The sequence below is a fragment of the Actinoplanes sp. NPDC051633 genome (genome assembly GCF_040681735.1).
In the GTDB taxonomy this organism is placed as follows: domain Bacteria; phylum Actinomycetota; class Actinomycetes; order Mycobacteriales; family Micromonosporaceae; genus Actinoplanes.
The window spans coordinates 1-17,842 of record NZ_JBFAZH010000035.1; the positions used below are offsets into that span (position 1 = coordinate 1).

At 71.3% G+C, this 17,842-nt stretch carries 18 protein-coding genes; 12 read left to right on the top strand and 6 right to left on the bottom strand.

All coding sequences use genetic code 11. From position 1 onward, the window contains the following. Window positions 1-84: 84 nt before the first annotated feature. The gene (locus AB0M20_RS04085; protein ID WP_364293384.1) at window positions 85-255 is read left to right on the top strand and encodes a hypothetical protein; all 171 of its coding nucleotides are present in this window, start codon (window positions 85-87) and stop codon (window positions 253-255) included. Here AB0M20_RS04085 and AB0M20_RS04090 read toward each other — a convergent pair. Continuing rightward, window positions 230-823: a TetR/AcrR family transcriptional regulator gene (locus AB0M20_RS04090; protein ID WP_364293387.1), complete on the bottom strand. Its 594-nt coding sequence runs from the start codon at window positions 821-823 to the stop codon at window positions 230-232. The genes AB0M20_RS04085 and AB0M20_RS04090 overlap by 26 nt on opposite strands. Window positions 824-904: 81 nt before the next feature. On the opposite strand from AB0M20_RS04090, the gene AB0M20_RS04095 reads away from it, so the two are divergent. Continuing rightward, the gene (locus AB0M20_RS04095; RefSeq protein ID WP_364293390.1) at window positions 905-2,092 is read left to right on the top strand and encodes an MFS transporter; all 1,188 of its coding nucleotides are present in this window, start codon (window positions 905-907) and stop codon (window positions 2,090-2,092) included. A 91-nt stretch (window positions 2,093-2,183) separates the two neighbouring features. Next, a complete protein-coding gene (locus tag AB0M20_RS04100) occupies window positions 2,184-3,761 on the top strand; it encodes an alpha/beta hydrolase (protein WP_364293393.1) in 1,578 nt (525 codons plus the stop codon). Here the strand turns inward: AB0M20_RS04100 and AB0M20_RS04105 are convergent. Further along, window positions 3,733-4,686 (bottom strand): NAD(+)/NADH kinase, encoded by a 954-nt coding sequence (locus AB0M20_RS04105; protein ID WP_364293396.1) that lies wholly within the window; start codon window positions 4,684-4,686, stop codon window positions 3,733-3,735. The two genes, AB0M20_RS04100 and AB0M20_RS04105, sit on opposite strands and share 29 nt — an antisense overlap. Window positions 4,687-4,897: 211 nt before the next feature. Here AB0M20_RS04105 and AB0M20_RS04110 point away from each other — a divergent pair, with 211 nt between their 5' ends. The 7 genes from AB0M20_RS04110 (at window position 4,898) to AB0M20_RS04140 (ending at window position 9,982) form a co-directional block, all read left to right on the top strand. Continuing rightward, window positions 4,898-5,488, top strand: a complete 591-nt coding sequence (locus tag AB0M20_RS04110; RefSeq protein ID WP_364293399.1) for a TMEM165/GDT1 family protein — start codon at window positions 4,898-4,900, stop codon at window positions 5,486-5,488. 4 nt (window positions 5,489-5,492) lie between these two features. Then, complete coding sequence (locus tag AB0M20_RS04115; protein WP_364293402.1) at window positions 5,493-6,443, top strand: cyclase family protein; 951 nt, start codon at window positions 5,493-5,495, stop codon at window positions 6,441-6,443. Then, window positions 6,440-6,739 (top strand): hypothetical protein, encoded by a 300-nt coding sequence (locus tag AB0M20_RS04120; protein ID WP_364293405.1) that lies wholly within the window; start codon window positions 6,440-6,442, stop codon window positions 6,737-6,739. The genes AB0M20_RS04115 and AB0M20_RS04120 overlap by 4 nt, the downstream gene beginning before the upstream one ends. A gap of 248 nt (window positions 6,740-6,987) precedes the next feature. Continuing rightward, window positions 6,988-7,716 (top strand): tetratricopeptide repeat protein, encoded by a 729-nt coding sequence (locus tag AB0M20_RS04125; protein WP_364293408.1) that lies wholly within the window; start codon window positions 6,988-6,990, stop codon window positions 7,714-7,716. A gap of 72 nt (window positions 7,717-7,788) precedes the next feature. After that, window positions 7,789-9,192, top strand: coding sequence for an FAD-dependent monooxygenase (locus AB0M20_RS04130; RefSeq protein ID WP_364293411.1), 1,404 nt, complete (start codon window positions 7,789-7,791; stop codon window positions 9,190-9,192). Then, window positions 9,189-9,800 (top strand): TetR family transcriptional regulator, encoded by a 612-nt coding sequence (locus tag AB0M20_RS04135; RefSeq protein ID WP_364293414.1) that lies wholly within the window; start codon window positions 9,189-9,191, stop codon window positions 9,798-9,800. The genes AB0M20_RS04130 and AB0M20_RS04135 overlap by 4 nt, the downstream gene beginning before the upstream one ends. A 38-nt stretch (window positions 9,801-9,838) precedes the next feature. After that, window positions 9,839-9,982: a hypothetical protein gene (locus AB0M20_RS04140; RefSeq protein WP_364293417.1), complete on the top strand. Its 144-nt coding sequence runs from the start codon at window positions 9,839-9,841 to the stop codon at window positions 9,980-9,982. Window positions 9,983-10,043: 61 nt separating this feature from the next. Here AB0M20_RS04140 and AB0M20_RS04145 read toward each other — a convergent pair whose 3' ends face one another. The 3 genes from AB0M20_RS04145 to AB0M20_RS04155 all read right to left on the bottom strand — a co-directional run bounded on the left by AB0M20_RS04145 (window position 10,044) and on the right by AB0M20_RS04155 (window position 12,620). Then, window positions 10,044-10,784, bottom strand: a complete 741-nt coding sequence (locus AB0M20_RS04145; RefSeq protein ID WP_364293420.1) for a LamG-like jellyroll fold domain-containing protein — start codon at window positions 10,782-10,784, stop codon at window positions 10,044-10,046. Window positions 10,785-10,867: 83 nt separating this feature from the next. Further along, entirely contained in the window at window positions 10,868-11,293 is a 426-nt protein-coding gene (locus AB0M20_RS04150) for a hypothetical protein (RefSeq protein ID WP_364293423.1), read from the bottom strand. Window positions 11,294-11,327: 34 nt separating this feature from the next. After that, a complete protein-coding gene (locus AB0M20_RS04155) occupies window positions 11,328-12,620 on the bottom strand; it encodes an NAD(P)/FAD-dependent oxidoreductase (protein ID WP_364293426.1) in 1,293 nt (430 codons plus the stop codon). A gap of 50 nt (window positions 12,621-12,670) precedes the next feature. On the opposite strand from AB0M20_RS04155, the gene AB0M20_RS04160 reads away from it, so the two are divergent. Beyond that, a complete protein-coding gene (locus AB0M20_RS04160) occupies window positions 12,671-14,479 on the top strand; it encodes a glycoside hydrolase family 15 protein (RefSeq protein WP_364293429.1) in 1,809 nt (602 codons plus the stop codon). Here the strand turns inward: AB0M20_RS04160 and AB0M20_RS04165 are convergent. After that, window positions 14,465-15,568: a glycosyl hydrolase family 18 protein gene (locus AB0M20_RS04165; RefSeq protein WP_364293432.1), complete on the bottom strand. Its 1,104-nt coding sequence runs from the start codon at window positions 15,566-15,568 to the stop codon at window positions 14,465-14,467. The genes AB0M20_RS04160 and AB0M20_RS04165 overlap by 15 nt on opposite strands. A gap of 73 nt (window positions 15,569-15,641) precedes the next feature. On the opposite strand from AB0M20_RS04165, the gene AB0M20_RS04170 reads away from it, so the two are divergent. Then, window positions 15,642-17,693: an alkaline phosphatase family protein gene (locus AB0M20_RS04170; protein ID WP_364293435.1), complete on the top strand. Its 2,052-nt coding sequence runs from the start codon at window positions 15,642-15,644 to the stop codon at window positions 17,691-17,693. The last annotated feature ends 149 nt before the right edge of the window (window positions 17,694-17,842 follow it).

The following is a 17,842-nucleotide window of genomic DNA, read 5'->3' on the forward strand; positions in this document are numbered from 1 at the left end:
AGCTGCGGATGCAACCACGTTTCCATCCCCGCATGGTGACAAACCGGTCAGGCCCAGCCCGGTATGCGACTCTGGCGCGTTCGGGTGGTTGTGCCCGTGGTGGCCGGGCTGGCCGACCACCTGCCCGGCACACCCAGCGAAGGGCTGACCGCGCAGGGCGTGCTGGCCGCGACCGCCGGCCAGATCGCGTCGCTGCCTCCGGTCGGGACGCTCTCCCCGGCGACCCCGGTCAGCTCCGCACCGACGAGCTCATAGCCGCGTCGACCAGGACTTCGGCGACGGCGCGGGCGGCCGCGGCCTTGCCCGGCGCGCGATCCATCCGCGCACCCACCATCGCGCCGTCGTAGAGGAGCATGAGCTGCTCGGTCAGCGCCTCGGGATCCGGCACCCCGGCGTCGCGGGCCAGCTCGGTGAACAGGCCTCGGGTCCATGCCCGTGTCGTGTCGCACACGTCCTGGACCGGCCCGCCGGTGGGGGACTCGGCCGAGGCGTTGTAGAACGCGCAGCCGCGGAAAGTCGGCTGGTCGATGACGTCGGCCATCACGTCGAAGACGCCGAGGAGGCGCTCGCGAGGGTCGGCATATCGGGCCAGGCCCTCGAGCAAGCGGGCCCGCCGACGCTCGTGCCGACCCTCCAGGTAGGCCTTGACCAGGCCCTCCTTGTTGCCGAACGTGCTGTAGAGCGACGCCTTGGCCACCCCGGCGCGCTCGATGACCCGGTCGATGCCGACAGTGTGCACGCCCTCGGCGTAGAAGAGCTCATCTGCCGCGGCGAGCAGGCGATCGCGGGCCGGCGGCTTCTTGGTGAGTGTTTCAGCGGACATACGGTTGACTTTAACAGACAGGTCTGTCTGACGTTCGAATCTCGTACAGACCTGTCTGTGCGGCGTGTCGAGGGGGAACCGATGTCCACCACCGTCGAAATCCGGCGTACGACCATTCCGTTCGCGGCGATCGCCGCGATCCTCGTGACCTTCATGGCGGCGTCGGCCGCTCCGAGCCCGCTCTACGTCGTCTATCAGCGCGAGTGGGGCTTCTCCACGGGCGTGCTCACGGTGATCTTCGCGATCTACGTGGCCAGCCTGACCGCTACATTACTGACCTTAGGCGCACTTTCCGACCATTTAGGGCGAAAGCCGGTGCTCGTGTCGGCCATCGCCCTGGAAGCGGTGTCGCTGCTGCTCTTCCTGACCGCCGGCGGTGTCGGCACCCTGCTCGCCGCTCGCCTGCTGCAAGGCGTCGCGACCGGCGCGGCGATCACTGTGCTGGGTGCGGCGCTGATCGACCTCAACCCGCCGCACGCGCCCGGCCGGGCCGGCTTGATCAACGGCCTGGCGCCGCTGAGCGGCCTGGCGCTGGGCGCGCTCGGGACGGGCGCACTGGTTCAGTACGCGCCGCAGCCGACACACCTGGTGTGGGCCGTCCTGCTGCTGATCATGCTGGCGGCCGGTGTCGCCGTCGCCCTGATGCCCGAGACGTCCGAGCGGCGGCCGGGGTGGCGTGCCTCGCTGCGCCCACGACTCGGCGTCCCGGCCCGGCTGCGCGCCGACGCGATCGCGCTCAGCCCGATCACCGTGGCCAGCTGGGCCGTCGGCGGTCTCTACCTGTCGCTGAGCCCGTCCGTCGCGGCCGGTGAGCTGGGCATTCGGAGCCACCTGGTCGGCGGCTTCGTCATCGCCCTGATGACCGGCACCGGCGCGATCACCTCGTTCGTGCTGCGCCGCACCCCTGCGCCGCGCGTGCTGCAGGTGGCCGGCGGGGGTCTGCTGCTCGGCACGCTGATCAGCATCATCGGCGTGGAGAGCCACGACGTGCTGCTGGCGGGCGCCGGCACGGTGATCTCCGGCATCGGGTTCGGCGCCTCCGCGCTGGCGACCCTCGGTCAGCTGTCGGTCCTGGCCGGGCCGGCCGAGCGCAGCAAGCTGCTGGCCGTCTACCTGGTCGTCGCGTACGCGGCGTTCAGCATCCCGGCGGTGCTCGCCGGGGTGGCGACCAACGCGGTGGGCCTGCATCTCACCGCCCTGGTCTACGGGCTCGTGGTCGCCCTCCTCGCGGCCGTCGCCCTGATCGCACGCCGGGCGCGAGTCTCTTAGGTCGCAATTCGCCCCTGCCACGGCGTGGGCGGCCGACATCCGGCCGCCGACCGCCGAACATATCGGGGCGAAACCGACACGAGAGGCAACAATGCGAAGAGTTCTGGTGGTTACCGCGGCGCTCGCCCTGACCGTGGCAGGCGGCACGGTGGCAGTGGGCGCGTGGGCGCAGGAAGCCCCATCCATCGCCTGGGGCAAGTGCACGGACCCGGCCCTGGCGGCACGCAAGGCGGAGTGCGGGTTCGTCACGGTGCCACGGGACTACGCCGAGCCGAAGGCCGCCACGATCAAGCTGGCCGTGTCCCGGGTCCGGCACACGGCCAAGGACTATCAGGGCGTCATGCTGGTGAACCCGGGCGGCCCCGGCGGATCCGGCCTGCTGCTGTCCGCCCTGAGTGACTATGTGCCGGGCAAGGGGGGCGCCGGCTACGACTGGATCGGGTTCGACCCGCGGGGCGTCGGGGCGTCCGAGCCCAAGCTGACCTGCGATGCCACGTACAACCGGCACAACCGCCCGGCGTACGTGCCGTCCTCCGCGGCGATCGAGAAGGCGTGGCTGGCGCGCACGGCCGCGTACGCGAAGGCATGTGCAAAGGCCGGCGGCCCGCTGCTGAACCACCTCAAGACCGTCGACAACGTCCGCGACATGGAAAGCATCCGCCGCGCCCTGGGCGTCGAGCAGATCAACTTCTACGGCTTCTCGTACGGAACTTATTTGGGCCAGGTCTACGCGACCCTGTTCCCGAAGCAGGTCCGCCGCATGGTCCTGGACGGCAACGTCGACCCCGGCCGGGTCTGGTACCGATCGAACCTCGACCAGAACATCGCGTTCGACCGCAACATGAAGATCTACTTCGCGTGGCTGGCGGCGCACGACAAGACGTACAAGCTCGGCAAGACCGCGAAGGCGGTGGAGAAGCTCTTCTACGCCACTCAGCAGAAGCTAGCCGGCAAGCCGGCCGACGGCGTGATCGGCCCGGCCGAGTTCACCGACGTCTTCCTGCAGCCCGGCTACTACGTCTTCGGCTGGACCACGGTCGCCGACGCCTTCTCCGCGTGGGTCAACCGCGAGGACCCCAAGCCGCTGCGCAAGCTCTACGACGACGGCAACCCGCAGACCGCCGGCTCGGACAACGGGTACGCGATCTACCTGGCCACCGAGTGCACCGACGCGAAGTGGCCGCTGTCCTGGTCGAAGTGGCGCACGGACAACGCGAAGGTGCACGCCGCCGCGCCGTTCGAGACCTGGGGCAACGCCTGGTTCAACGCGCCCTGCCGCAGCTGGGCCGCCAAGCCCGGCCGGCCGGTGGACGTCAACGGCGCCAAGGCGCCGCCGGTGCTGCTGGTCAGCGAGACCCTGGACGCGGCGACGCCGTTCCAGGGGAGCCTCGAGGTGCGCAAGCGGTTCCCGGCCGCCGCGCTGGTCGAGGGCGTCGGCGGCACCACGCACGCCGGATCGCTGTTCGGCAACTCCTGTGTGGACAACGCCGTCGCCGCTTACCTGCGCGACGGCACGCTGCCCAAGCGGGTCAAGGCGAACACGTCCGACCTGAAGTGCAAGCCGCTGCCGCAGCCCAGCCCCGCCGCCGCGGCGACGACGGGCCGGATCGCGGACGACGCGCAGATCATGGAGGCGCGGATCATGAAGGCTCGAGTCGGCGGGCTCTGAGCTCGGCCTCCTGACGCAGCTCCGCCGGGATCAGCTCCAGCAGCTGGTCCCGGCGCAGCGGCAGATCGAGCAGGCTCAGCTTCACCCGGCTGCGGCTGGCGTGCGCGCCGGCCGACAGTCGGACCACCTGGGCGGCGTCCACCCGCATCCCGGCGTTGATCTCGTCGCCGCGGGCCAGCTCGCCGGCCGGGGTGCCGTCGATGTCGACCGCCACCGGCGCGCTGTCGTCCGAAACGGTCAGCGACACCCGGTCGCCGGCGCCGAGCACCACCGCCCGGCTGATCCCGGCCATCGGCGCCACCGGTGTGATCACCGTGCAGCTCGCCGAGGGGGAGAGCACCGGGCCGCCGGCCGCGTAGTTGTAGGCGGTCGAGCCGTTCGGGGTGGACAGCACCACCGCGTCGCACCTGTAGTAGCCGTACTGCAGGTCGTTGACGGTCAGGTCGACCGAGACCGCGCCGGTGCGTCCCAGCCGGGCCAGCACCACGTCGTTGAACGCGAACCGGGTGGTCAGCTCGGTGCTCGACGAGGACGCGACCAGGCAGCCGTGCTGCTCCACGGTGAAGTCGCCGTCGGCCAGGCGGGCCAGCGCGGCCTCCAGCTCCGACGGCGTGACCTCGACGAGGAAGCCCAGATTGCCGTGGTTGACCCCGAGCACCGGCACCGGGCGGTCCACGACCAGCCGCATCGCGCCCAGCATGGTCCCGTCACCGCCGAGCGCGACCAGTCCGCCGACCTCGGCGACGAACTCGTCGGGCGGCACGATGACCACCGACGGCGGCACCCGATCCTGATCGGCCGGGCGGGCGAGCACCTTGGCGCCGTGGCCGTCGGCCCACTCGACGATCCTCGCGATCGAGTCGCCGACCGGCTTCGTCGGGTGCAGCACCAGGCCGACCGTTTGCACACCGGGTCCGTGAGTCACGACACCACCCTAGCCAGCGGGCCTTCCCCTCCGGATAGGCTTGGACCGCGAAGGGGAGTAGTCCTCAACTGCGTGGGTCGACACACTGAAGCGTTCGCGCTTCCGGCCCCGCGGCCTGCCAAAGGCGGACGAGACCTTCGACTCGGTTGATCACGCGCCGGGTCGAGGTCGTTCCGCGCCCCCGGCCCGGTCCATTCCTGGAAGGGCCTCGGTGGACGGCTTCCTCACCGCGACCGCGATCAGTTTCGCGGTCATCTTCGTCGCGGAGCTCGGCGACAAGTCCCAGCTCATGGCTCTCACCTTCGCCACCCGATACAAGCCGGTGCCGGTGCTGATCGGCATCACCGTGGCCACCGGGGTGGTGCACCTGGTGTCGGTCGGCGTCGGCTACGGGCTCGGCGCCACCCTGCCCACCGGCTGGATCTCGCTCATCGCCGGCCTGGCCTTCCTCGTCTTCGGCGCGTGGACGCTACGCGGTGACAGGCTGACCGATGCGGAGAAGAACAAGGCCGAGCGGTCCACCGGATCGGCGATCCTCGCCGTCGGCGGCGCGTTCTTCCTGGCCGAGCTGGGCGACAAGACCATGCTGGCGACCATCACACTGGCCACCCAGCACGGCTGGTTCGGCACCTGGATCGGCTCGACGGTCGGCATGGTGGCGGCCGACGCGCTGGCCATCCTGGTCGGCCGTCTGCTCGGCCGGCACCTGCCGGAGAAGGCGATCAAGTACGGCGCGGCCGCATTGTTCGGTATCTTCGGCATCTGGCTGATCGCCGAGGCGATCGCCCAACTCGGGGAGTGATCGCGTGACGCAATATCGGGCCGAGTTCGACGCCGAGGTGACGCTCGCCGACGGCGGATCGCTGCGCGCACAGGGCTTCCGCCTCGATCTCCCGCACGGCGAGGAGACCGAGGCCGAGATCGGGTCGCTGTTCGTCGCGGCCTGCGGCCTGCGGTCGGTCCAGCAGGTGCAGATCACCGGGGTACGAGTTTTCGCCGAGCCGCATCAGGACTTACCTCCGGCGCGGGCGCCGCGGACCAGGCTGGTCGAGCTCAGTCACGTCATCGGGCACGGGCTGATCACGTACCCCGGTCTGCCCGCCCCGGAGATCTCCGAGCACCTCACCCGCACCGACTCCCGCAAGGCCTACGCCGAAGGCGTCGAATTCTCCATCGGCCGCATCACGATGGTCGGCAACACCGGCACCTACGTGGACAGCCCGTTCCACCGCTACGGCGACGGCACCGACCTGGCCGGCCTGGAGCTGGACCGCCTCGCCGACCTGCCGGCGGTGGTGGTCCGCGCGGTCGGCGGCCCGCGCGGCGTCGACGTGCCGGCGCTCGAGGGCCTGGCGGTCGCGGGTCACGCGGTGCTTCTGCACACCGGTGGCGACAAGCACTGGGCCACCCCCGAGTACGCGGTCGACGCTCCCTTCCTCACCGGGGCGGGCGCCGAGTGGCTGGCCGCGCAGGGCGCCGCGCTCGTGGGCATCGACTCGGTCAACATCGACGACATCGGGCCGGACGCGGCGGGACAGCGGCCCGCGCACAGCATCCTCCTCAAGGCCGGCATCCCGATCTGCGAGCACCTGACCGGGCTGGAGCAGCTGCCCCCGGCCGGTGCCCGGTTCACCGCCGCGCCGCCGCGGATCGCCGCCTTCGGCACGTTTCCGGTGCGGGCCTTCGCGGCCGTGCCCGCCGTCGAGGAGCACGATCACCTCAGATCGGGCGGGTGGCTGCCGACTGCAGGCGGGTGACCCCCCACACCATTGGACAGGACGACCTCCGGGCGGACCGCGTGGCCCGCCGCCGGATGCTTCTCGACCACCTGATGCAACACCCGGATGACCGGGAAGCCCGCAGGCAGCTGACCGACCTGGTGACCGAGGCCAGACGCCCGCCGCCGCGCACCGCGGTAGGAGTGCTGGCCGTGGTAGCGGCGCTCTGCGCGGTCCTGTCCCTGCTCAGCCTGCTCGGCGGCATGGACGTGACGGCCACCCTGCTGGCCGTGGCCGGCCTCTACACGCTCTGGATCATCCGCCGCCGCCGCTGAGCAGCCGGGGTGCGGGCGGTGCCGCCAAGCGAAGAGTGGTAGCTCACGGACCTTTGGAGGGCCGGAACGCGTGGCTGGGCTACCACTTTTGGGGTGCGGCGGTGCCGCCAAGCTAAGAGTGGTAGGTCAGTGGGCTGTTGGGCGGTCGGATGCGCGGCTGGGCTACCACTTTGTCGGGGTGGCGGCGCGATCGGTGGAGAATCGCTGATTCCGCTCATACCCACCTGGCATTTGTCGATGATGGCCGTGTGAGCCATGACCTTCTGCGGACCGACCTCGAGCCGGCGCCGACCGCAGCGCCGGACACCGCGGGCCTGTCGCCCACCGAGCTGGGCGTGGCCCGGGCGGCCGCCCTCTTCGAGCGCGTCGACCCGGCCAAGGCCGCCGACCTGCTCGAGAACGTGCTGGCCGAGGACCCCGGGTCGGCCGCCGGCTGGATCCTGATGGCCCGCATCCGGCTGGTGCTCGACCAGGTGGAGGCCGGTCTGGACGCCGCCGCCAAGGCGATCCCCCTGGCCCCCGAGGACCCGCGCCCGCTCGCTACCGCCAGCCGCGCGCTGACCCTGATGGGCCGGCACGAGGAGGCGGTCACGATGGCCTACCGGGCGGTGATAGTCGATCCGAAGAACCCGCTGTGGCACGACCGGGTGGCCTGGGCGCTGCTCGCCGCGGACCGGCAGATCGCGGACGCCGAGCAGGCCGCGCGTACCGCCATCGGCCTGGACCCGAACGAGGCGCACTACTACTTCACGCACGGCGTGGCGCTGGACGCGCTCGGGCACGCCGACCAGGCCCGCCAGGCGCTGCTCATCTCGCTGCGCCTGGAGCCGGAGAACCCGGTCGCCCAGCACCGGCTGGCCGTGCTCAACGGCGAGAGCCAGCGCGCCGCGGAGCCGAAGAAGCGGGGGTGGCGGCTCTTCGGCCGGTCCAAGCAGGCGGAGGCCAAGGCGTCGCGCCCCGAGGAGTTCATGCCCTGACCCTTGCCAGGAAGCGTTCGAGAGAGTATCTGTTAGTCACTAACAAAGATTAGTGACTAACTGGAGGCTGTCGTGAGCGTTTTGGTGGTGGGAGCCGGCCCGACCGGGCTGGCGCTGGCGGTCGGGCTGCTGGAGGGCGGCGCGCAGGTGCGGATCGTGGACGCGGCGGCCGGCCCGGCGACCACGTCGCGGGCCCTGGGCCTGCAACCGCGAGGGCTGGACGTGCTGGAGCGGCTCGGCGCACTGGGCGATCTGACCGAGCTCGGCCTCCAGATCCGCGAGGTCGTGATCAATGTCGACCGCACGGAGGTCGCGCGGCTCCGCGTCGGTGGCACCACGCCGCTGGTCAAGCGGCCGGGCGCGCTGATGTCGCAGGCGGTGGTCGAGGAGCGGCTGCGGGAGCGGCTGGCCGAGCTGGGCGGTCACGTGGAGTGGAACACCGAAGTCGGCGACCTGGCGTACGACGGCTGGATCGTCGGGTGCGACGGCGCGCACAGCGCGGTCCGCAAGCTGGCCGGCATCGGCTTCCCGGGGGTGCCGCTGATCGAGCGCTTCCTGGTCGCCGACATCCACGCCGATCTGCCGCTGTCGCGCAACGCCGTGCACACTTGCGTCCGCGGTAACGAGATGTTCGGGCTGTTCCCGCTGCCCGGCGCGGATCTGTGGCGGATTCTCACTCCGGAGCAGGAGGGGCGTGAGCTCGGCGAGCTGCTGGCGGAGTACACAGCGTTCCCGGCGACGGCGATCAAGAGCGTCGACTGGGTCTCGACCTTCCGGATCCACCGGCGGCTGGCGTACACGTACCGGTCGGGGCGCGTGCTGCTGGCCGGGGACGCGGCGCACATCCACAGCCCGTTCGGCGGTCAGGGCATGAACACCGGGCTGGGCGACGCGGAGAACCTGGCCTGGAAGCTGGCGCTGGTGGACACCGGGCGGGCGGCGGAGAGCCTGCTGGACACGTACGAGGCGGAGCGCCGGCCGATCGCCGTCGAGGTGCTCAGCAACACCAGCTCGATGACCGGGCTGATGCTGGGTCGCAATGCCCCGGCGCGGCTGGTGCGGGATCATGTCGTGGTGCCGCTGATGAACCGACCCTTCGTGCAGCGCCGGATCGCCGAAGCGTCGTCGCAGCTGCGGATCTCCTACCGCGGCGGGCCGCTCGGGTCCGCGTACCCGAGGAGGGGTCTGCGCAGTGGCGACCGGGTGCCGGACCAGGCCTGCACGCGGCCGGACGGCACCCCGGCCACGATGCTGGGCGAGATGCTCGGCCGGTGGGTCCTGCTGACCAGCGACGACCGGGTGGTCCGGGCGGTCGGCCAGCGGCTCGGCGACGCGGTCGTCACGCTGCGGCCGGAGCACGACCGGACCCTGCTGGTGCGCCCCGACGGCCACCTCGCCGTCCGGGGCGACGTCACCGAGGTGATGCGCTGGCTGGACCACGCGCTGGGCCGCTCCGCCGAGAGAGCGGCTGCATGAGCGAGAGTGGGCAGGCTCGCCGACTTGCGGACCGCAAGCCGACCCAGGGCGGCCTGCGCGAGCGCAAGAAGGCCGAGACCCGGCGGTCCATCCAGGAGCACGCGCTGCGCCTGTTCCTGGAGAAGGGCTACGACGCGACCACGGTCGAGGAGATCGCCGCGGCCGCCGGGGTCTCGCACATGACGTTCTTCCGCTACTTCCCGTCGAAGCCGGCCGTGGTGGAGAACGACGAGTACGACCCGATGATGGCCGAGATGATCAGGGCGCGGCCGGTCGAGGAGCCGCCCCTGACCGCGATCGCCCGGGCCGTCTCCGGCGCGCTGCGCATGATGCCCGCCGCCGAGATGTCCACGGTGCTCACCCGTGCCCAGCTCATCCAGGGTGTGCCCGCCCTGCGCGCGCGCCAGATCGAGTCGCAGGAGTCCGCGCGGGCGCTGTTCGCCGGCGCGATCGAGGGTCGTGGGGACGCGACACCGTTCGAGCGGGAGGTGCTCGGTGGCGTCGCGCTGACCGCGCTGTCGGTCGCGATCAACACCTGGGCGGCGGCGGACGGCACTGTGGACCTTCCCGACCTGGTCGATTGCGCGTTTGCGGTGCTCGGCGCTTGATCGCAAGCACAAATGCGCACCGTGACGGCAATCTGTTAGTGGCCATCGCGGTGCGCGGCGACGGCCACCTCGAGGTGCTGTCGGAGCTGGCCGCGATCCTGCTCGACCCGCAACGGGCAGAGACGCTGCGCGAGGAGACCGACGCCGGCGCGATCGTGGCGATGCTCGGCGGACGCGGATGATCCGGCACGTGGTGGTGGGCCGCCGCCGGCGCCCACTGATCCGCGAGATCGAGCCCGCGTCTCAACCGATCTGGACCCAGACGTCGTCGAGGGCGCCCTGGAACTGGTCGTTGTCGCGGTAGGCGCCCTTGCCGCCGATGCTCAGCGGCGCCTTGTTGGCCACCGTCAGCGCGGCCGGGATCTGTGCGACGCCGCGCACCGCGCCGTCGATCAGGACGGCGAAGGTGCCGCCGACCCGGCGGCACTGGATCGCGTGCCACCGCCCGTCGGCGACCGAGATCGCGCTGCGGACAATGCGGATGCCGCGCTTGGCGGTGTCGACCAGCACGCAGCTCGGCCGGCCCATCATCCCGTCGATCTGCAGCTTGTACTGGCTGCCCTTGATCGAATAGCCCTTCTGGACGACGTTCTGACCCTTCGTGGTCTGCCCGGCGGGCAGCCGCACCGTGGCTCCGAAGAGGATCGGCCGGCGGCCCGGGTTGAGATCGGGGGTGTGCGGCGACTGCAGCACGGCGTGCGGGCACTTGGCGCCGGAGCACCGGGCCGGGAACTGCATCGCGTTGCCGGAGCCGTGCCGGACCACCCGCAGTTTCCCGCCGCGGCTGGAGATCAGCCGCATGGTGTGCCCGTTGCCGGAGGCGTCGAGCACCGCGCCGGCCCGCCCGTCGAAGTTGTATCGCGCGACCAGGGCGGACGACTTGGCAGCGGCCGCCGGCGGCAGCTGACGGGCGGCCGACGCCGGCACGGTCAGCACACCCAAGGTCAGGACGGCCGCGACGGCGGCGCACAGGCGAGATCGCATGCCCGAATTATGGCTTGTGGGATAATTTTGAGCGTCGCGAACCGCCCTGGACGAACGGTCCGATCATGGCGCTGACCGGACGATCATCCCGCGAACCGGTCAGCCGACGTGCGCCAGTTGCTCGCCGCTCGGCAGGTCCTCGCGCTGCACCTTGATGAACGCCCAGGTGACCACCGTGGCCGCCAGGATGATGATCGAGGCCCAGAGGAAGGCCGACGAATATCGTCCACCTGCGCCTGGAGCTGCACGAGCGGACCTTGCTGCGGAGTCCCCGGCACGTGGCTCGCCACGTACGCGGTGATCCCGCTGGTCGCGATCGTGTTCAGCAACGCCGTGCCGAGCGAGCCGCCGACCTGCGGCGTGGCGTTCAGCGCCGCGCTGGCCGCACCCGCGTCGCGCTGCGGCACCCCGACCAGCGCCAGGCTGGACAGCGGCACGAAGGTGAAGCCCAGGCCGAGGCCCAGCAGCACCTGCGCCGGCATCAGATGACCCCAGAAGCCGGTGTCCATGAAGGTCCGCTTGCGACCGCGAATGGAACGAGCGTCACACCGCGTCTTCGCGTTCCGGCGAGGCGCTGTCCAGCGGCACCGCCCTGCCCCGCACCAGGCCGAGCTGCACGCCCTGCCGGGGCTGCACCGCGTCGAGCAGCCAGTCGGCCGCCACCCGGACCCGGTTGCCCGGCATCGACAGCAGGTGATAGCCGCGGGTCACCGCCTTGGCGACGATCCCGCTCAACGGCACGCCGAGCGGGTTGGCCGCCGAGTCGAAACCGCCGAGATCGACCACGAACCCGAGATCATGATGCTTGTACGCGCGCCGCCGCCCCTTGCCGTACGACGCCGCGATGTTGTGCGCCACCGTCGTGCCCTGCCGCGTCGCGTGCTGCGCCGTCATGCCGGTGAGCTCGCCCGGCATGGTCAGGTCGGGCACCGCCGCCGCGTCGCCGCACGCGAACACGTCGGGGTGCTGCGGCACGTTGAGGAACTCGTCGACCACCAGCCGGCCCTCCCGTGTGGCCAGGCCCAGGCCGGTGACCAGCGGGTCGGGCCGCACCCCGACGCACCAGATCAGCGAGCGGGTGGGCACGTACTCGCCGTTGCTCAGGTGCACACCCTCGGCGGTCGCCTCCTTGACGCTGGTCTTGAGCAGCACCTCGATGCCGCGTTCCCGCAGCACTTTGTCGGAGGCGCGGGCCAGCCGCTCGTCCAGCGACGGCAGCACGCGGCCGGCGGTGTCGATCAGCAGCCACCTGGGCTCGATCGAGGGCCACTGCTTGGCGAGGTGTTTGGTGTAGAGCACGCCCTGCGCGGCCACCTCCGTGCCGGTGTAGCCGGCGCCGACCACCACGAAGGTGCTGCGGGCGCGGCGCTCGGCCGGGTCGGTGGCGGTCGAGGCCATCTCGATCTGGCGGGTGATGTGGTCGCGCAGGTACAGCGCTTCGGGGATGCCGCGGAAGCCGTGCGCGTACTCGGTCACGCCCGGCACGGGCAGCAGCTTGTTCACGCTGCCGGCCGCGACCACCAGGCGGTGGTAGCCGACCGAGCCCTTGCCGCCGTCCGGGTCCCGGTACGACACCGTGCGCGCGTCGAGGTCGACGCCGTCCACCTCGCCGAGGACCACGCGAACCCCGGGCAGGGTCGTGGCCAGCGACACGGTGACCCGGCGCGGTTCGAGGATCGCGGCCGACACCTCGGGCAGCAGCGGGAGGTAGAGGAAGTAGTCGGTGGGGTTGATGACCGTGATGTCCGCGCTGCCGTGGGAGAGCTTCGACAGCTTGCGCGCGGCGGTGAACCCGGCGAAGCCGGCGCCGATGATGACGATGCTGGGACGACCCATCTGCTCAAGCTAGCGTTCATCATCGGCCCTGAGAGGGTAGAACGTGACGTATGGCACTGCCGATCGAGGACTACGCAATCATCGCCGACACCCAGACGTCCGCCCTTGTCGGCCGCAACGGCTCGATCGACTGGCTGTGCGTGCCGCGATTCGACTCGGGCGCGATCTTCGCCGCGCTGCTCGGCACCGAGGAGAACGGCCACTGGACCATCGCCCCCGCTTCCGAGTTCACCGTGAAGCGTCGCTATCGCGACGAGACGCTGGTGCTGGAGACGGAGTTCGAGACCGCCGAGGGGGTGGTCCGGCTGATCGACTTCATGCCGCCGCGCGGGGAGGCGCCGGATGTGGTGCGCATCGTCGAGGGGGTCCGCGGTGAGGTGCCGATGCGGATGGACCTGCGGCTGCGCTTCGACTACGGCAAGGTCGTGCCCTGGGTCTACCGGGAGAAGGACGCGCTGGTCGCGGTCGCCGGGCCGGACGCGGCGTGGTTGCGCACCCCGGTGCGGACACGCGGCGAGAACATGGCGACCCGCGCCGACTTCACCGTCGGCCCCGGCGAGCAGGTGCCGTTCGTGCTGACCTGGCGGCAGTCGCATCTGCCCGCGCCGGAGCCGATCGACCCGGTGCACGAGCTGGGCATCACCGAGGGCTATTGGCGCGGCTGGGTCTCCGCGTGCACGTACGAGGGGGAGTGGCGCGACGCGGTGGTCCGCTCGCTGCTCACCCTCAAGGCGCTCACGTACGCCCCGACCGGCGGCATCGTGGCGGCCGCGACCACCTCGCTGCCGGAGAAGCTCGGTGGCGTCCGCAACTGGGACTACCGCTTCTGCTGGCTGCGGGATGCGACGATCACGCTGCAGAGCCTGCTCTACTCCGGCTTCCAGAGCGAGGCCACGGCGTGGCGCAAGTGGCTGCTGCGAGCCATCGCCGGCAACCCCAACGAGCTGCAGATCATGTACGGCGTGGCCGGCGAGCGGCGCCTCGACGAGTACCTCGCCGACTGGCTCACCGGATACGACGGCAACCCGGTGCGGATCGGCAACGCGGCCGCCGAGCAGTTCCAGCTCGACGTCTACGGCGAGGTGATGGACGCCCTGCACCAGGGCCGGCGGGCCGGGCTCAAACAGGACGATCCGGCCTGGGGCCTGCAGGTCAAGCTGATGGACTTCGTCGAGGCTCATTGGACGGACCCGGACGAGGGCATCTGGGAGGTCCGCGGCGGCCCCAAGCAGTTCACCCACTCCAAGCTGATGGCGTGGGTGGCGGCGGACCGCGCGGTCAAGGCGGTCGAGGAGTTCGGCCTGGCCGGCCCGGTCGACCGCTGGCGGCAGCTGCGTGACGACATCCGGGCGGACATCCTCAAGCACGGGTACGACAAGAAGCGCAAGACCTTCACCCAGTTCTACGGCTCCGAGGAACTGGACGCCTCGCTCCTGATGGTGCCGCTGGTCGGCTTCCTGCCGGCCACCGACGAACGCGTCGCCGGCACGGTCGCCGCCATCGAGGAGCACCTGATGCAGGACGGCTTCGTGCAGCGCTACACGCAGCATCGGGGCACCGACGTGGACGGTCTGCCGCCGGGCGAGGGCGCGTTCCTGGCGTGCACGTTCTGGCTGGCCGACAACTACGCGTTGATGGGCCGGGAGCAGGAGGCGCGGGCGACCTTCGAGCGCCTGCTCTCGTTGCGCAACGACGTCGGCCTGCTCTCCGAGGAGTACGACATCGACGAGCAGCGGCTGGTCGGCAACTTCCCGCAGGCGTTCAGCCACGTGCCACTGATCGACACCGCCCGCACGCTCACCACCGCGCACTCGCACAGCCCGACCGACGTCCGGGCCTCCGAGCTAGCGGAGGACTGAGGACATCGCCCGGAGCAAGGTCGCGTCCTTCGTGTCGCCGGACAGCTCCCAGGCGAAGGCGCCGCCCAGCGCGTTGCTCCGCGCGTACTCCATCTTGATCCTGATCGTCGCGGGTGTGTCGTAGCTCCACCACTGACCGCCGCAGGCGGCGTAGGAGGTGCCGCCGATCGTGCCGGTGGGTGGGCAGCGCGAGCTGAGCACCTCGTAGTCCTCGATGCCGGGCGCGTACCGGCCGGGGGCCTGCCCGGTCGCCGTCGCGCCGGGCGTGGCCGCCGCGACGCCGGTCCAGCCGCGGCCGTAGAAGCCGACGCCGAGCAGAATCTTCCCGGCGGGAACGCCGAGGTCGCGGAGGGTGCGCACGGTGGTCTCGGCGGTGGCGGCCGGGGACGGGATCCCGGGGTACGCGGTCAGCGGCGAATGGGCGGCGGTGGGGCCACGGCCCGGGCCGGTGCCGTAGAAGTCGTACGTCATCGCGCCCAGCCAGTCGGCGTGCCGGGCCGCCGCGGCGTAATCCGCCTTCCGCAGCTTGCCCGCGTCTCCCGGGACGGCGGCGGTGACCAGACCGACCTTTCCGCGCAGTGCCGCGAGCAGGGCGGCCAGCGCGCCCGGACCGCTGGTGTCGCACGTCTCACCGCAGGCGTTCGGATACTCCCAGTCGATGTCGATCCCGTCGAAGACCCCGGCCCACCGCGGATCCCGGATCAGCGCCCGGCAGCTCTCGGCGAACGCCGCCGGGTCCTCGGCCGCCTTCGAGAACCCGGCCGAGCCGGACCAGCCGCCGAACGACCAGAGGATCTTGAGCCGGGGATTGCGCTGCTTGAGTCTGCCCAGCTCGGCGATGTTGCCACCGGCCGGCTTCCCGTAGTCCGCCCAGGGATCGCCCGGCGCGCACCGGCCGTCGTCGACCTTGCCGAAGGCGTACAGCAGGTGGGTCAGCTGATCGGCGGCCACGTCGGCGACCTGGAAGTCCCGGGCGTACGTACCCCAGCTCGGGTAGTAACCGACGACCTTGAGCTCGGCCGGCGCGGGCGGCGGTGGCGCCGCGGAGCAGCCGGCGAGCAGGAGGAGGACGGCGAGAAGGAGACGCACCGGGGCGAAGCTACCCGGCTGGTCGAGCACCGGGGTCCGCCGTTCCCCCGATCGAGTGTGCGATCGTTTTCCGGTGACCGTACGTACCGGACCGACCTGGCGAGGAGATCTGCGGGCGCTGTTCGGCCGGCGCCGGATCCTCGGCCGGATGCGGGCGGTGCTGCGCAGCGCTCTGGTCACCTTCGTCGTGCTCACCCTCACGCTGTGGCTGATGCCCGGCGTGGCCAGCGCGGATGTGCTCGACACGCTCAACCTGGTCATCCTGGTGGCCGTCGTCGGGGCGGTGCTGCGCCCGCTGCTGCTGGTCGGCATCACCGCGCTGGGCGGTTGGGGCGCCATGCTCTTCGGCGTGGTCGCCCAGGTGGCGATCATCGTGGTGGCCTTCGAGCTGGACCCGGGTGACCACGTCAGCGGGCTGCCGTCGGTGGTGGTGGCGGCGATCCTGGCCGTCGTGTTCGCGGCGATCCTGGACTGGATGGCGGACAGCGGCTCCGACGACACGTTCGTCAAGGAGGCGCGGCGGCTGATGCGGGGCGTACGCCGCCGGCAGTCCGGAGGCCTCCTCACCTTTCGCCGGCCGCGCCCCGGCACCGAGCCCGGCATGCTGATCGTGCAGCTCGACGGGGTGGCCGAGCCGGTGCTGCGCTGGGCGGTCCGGGCGGGGAACCTGCCGACCATCGGGCACTGGCTGCGCTCCGGGAGCCACACCATGCGCGGCTGGCACACCGGCGTGCCGTCGACCACCCCGGCGTCGCAGGCCGGCATCCTGCACGGCGCGTCCGGCCGGATCCCGGCCTTCCGCTGGTACGAGAAGGACACCGGACGACTGATGGTCACCAACCGGGCCAAGGACGCGGCGGCCATCGAGCCCGACCTCAGCGACGGCCGCGGGCTGCTCGCCGACGGCGGGGTGAGCATCGGCAACATCTTCAGCGGCGACGCGGCACTCTGCCTGCTCACGATGAGCCACGCGGTCGTCCCGGGCCGCTCGGCGCGGGGCTGGGCGGCGTTCATGGCATCGCCGTACGGGTTCACCCGCGCGCTCGTACTCGGCGTCGGCGAGGTCATCGCCGAGCTGCACCAGGCCCGCCTGCAGCGGCGGCGCAACCTGGTCCCGCGGGTCAGCCGGTCCGGCGCCTACCTCGCGCTGCGCCCGGCGTCGATGCTGCTGCGCGATGTGAACGTGTCGCTGGTCGCCGAGCAGATGGCCCGCGGCGTCCCGGTGATCTATTGCGACCTGGTCGACTACGACGAGGTGGCGCACCACGCGGGGCCGGCCCGGCCGGAGTCGATGCGCCAGCTGGAGAGCCTGGACCGGATGCTCGGGGTGCTCGAGCGGCTCGCGCCCGAGGCGGCCCGGCACTACCACCTCGTGGTGCTCTCCGACCACGGGCAGAGCCAGGGCGCCACGTTCCGCCAGCGGTGGGGCGAGACGCTCGACGAGGTGGTCGACCGGTTCACCGCGTCGGACGACGTGGCCGCCCCGACGGCGCCGGCCGAAGAGGAGGCGACCGCCGAGCCGGAGTTCCCGGTGCCGCCGGTCGCGCCGGTGCTCGTGGTGTCCTCCGGCAACCTGGCGCTGATCTACCTGACCCGGTGGCGGCACCGGCTCGGGCGCGCCGAGATCAACAAGGCCTACCCGCGGCTGATCTCCGGCCTGGCCGCTCATCCGGGCGTCGGGCTCGTGGTGGTGCAGGACGAGGACGGCCCGGTGGCGCTCGGCACGGCCGGCAGCCATCGGCTGCGGGACGGCTTCGTCGAGGGTACGGATCCGCTGCTGCCCTACGGGCCGCGGACCGCCGCCGATCTGCTGCGCCACCAGGAGATGGCGCACGTCGGTGACCTGGTGCTGGTCAGCACGGTGGACCCCAACACACACGAGGTCGCGGCGTTCGAGGAGCTGGTCGGCTCGCACGGTGGGCTCGGCGGCTGGCAAACCGAAGCGATGCTGGTGCACCCGAGCGACTGGCCGCTGGCGTCCGACGAGCTGGACGGGTCCGACGCGGTGCACCGCCAGCTGGTCGAGTGGCTGGTGATGCTGGGTCTGCGCAAGCAGCCGGCGCTGGAGGCGGGAGAACCGGTCCTTCTCCGCGACCTACAGCGTGCCGACTCCGTTGAAGCGTAGGTGCTGGTATTTGTCGCTCTTGCCGCGTCTCTGCTCCTGCCGGTAGCCCCGGCGCCCGCCCCTCGGGCGGCGATGCTATATTAATGAGTATATCCATTTTTAAATTCGGCTTTAAAAATAATATAAGTATTATAATAAGTCGATGCATT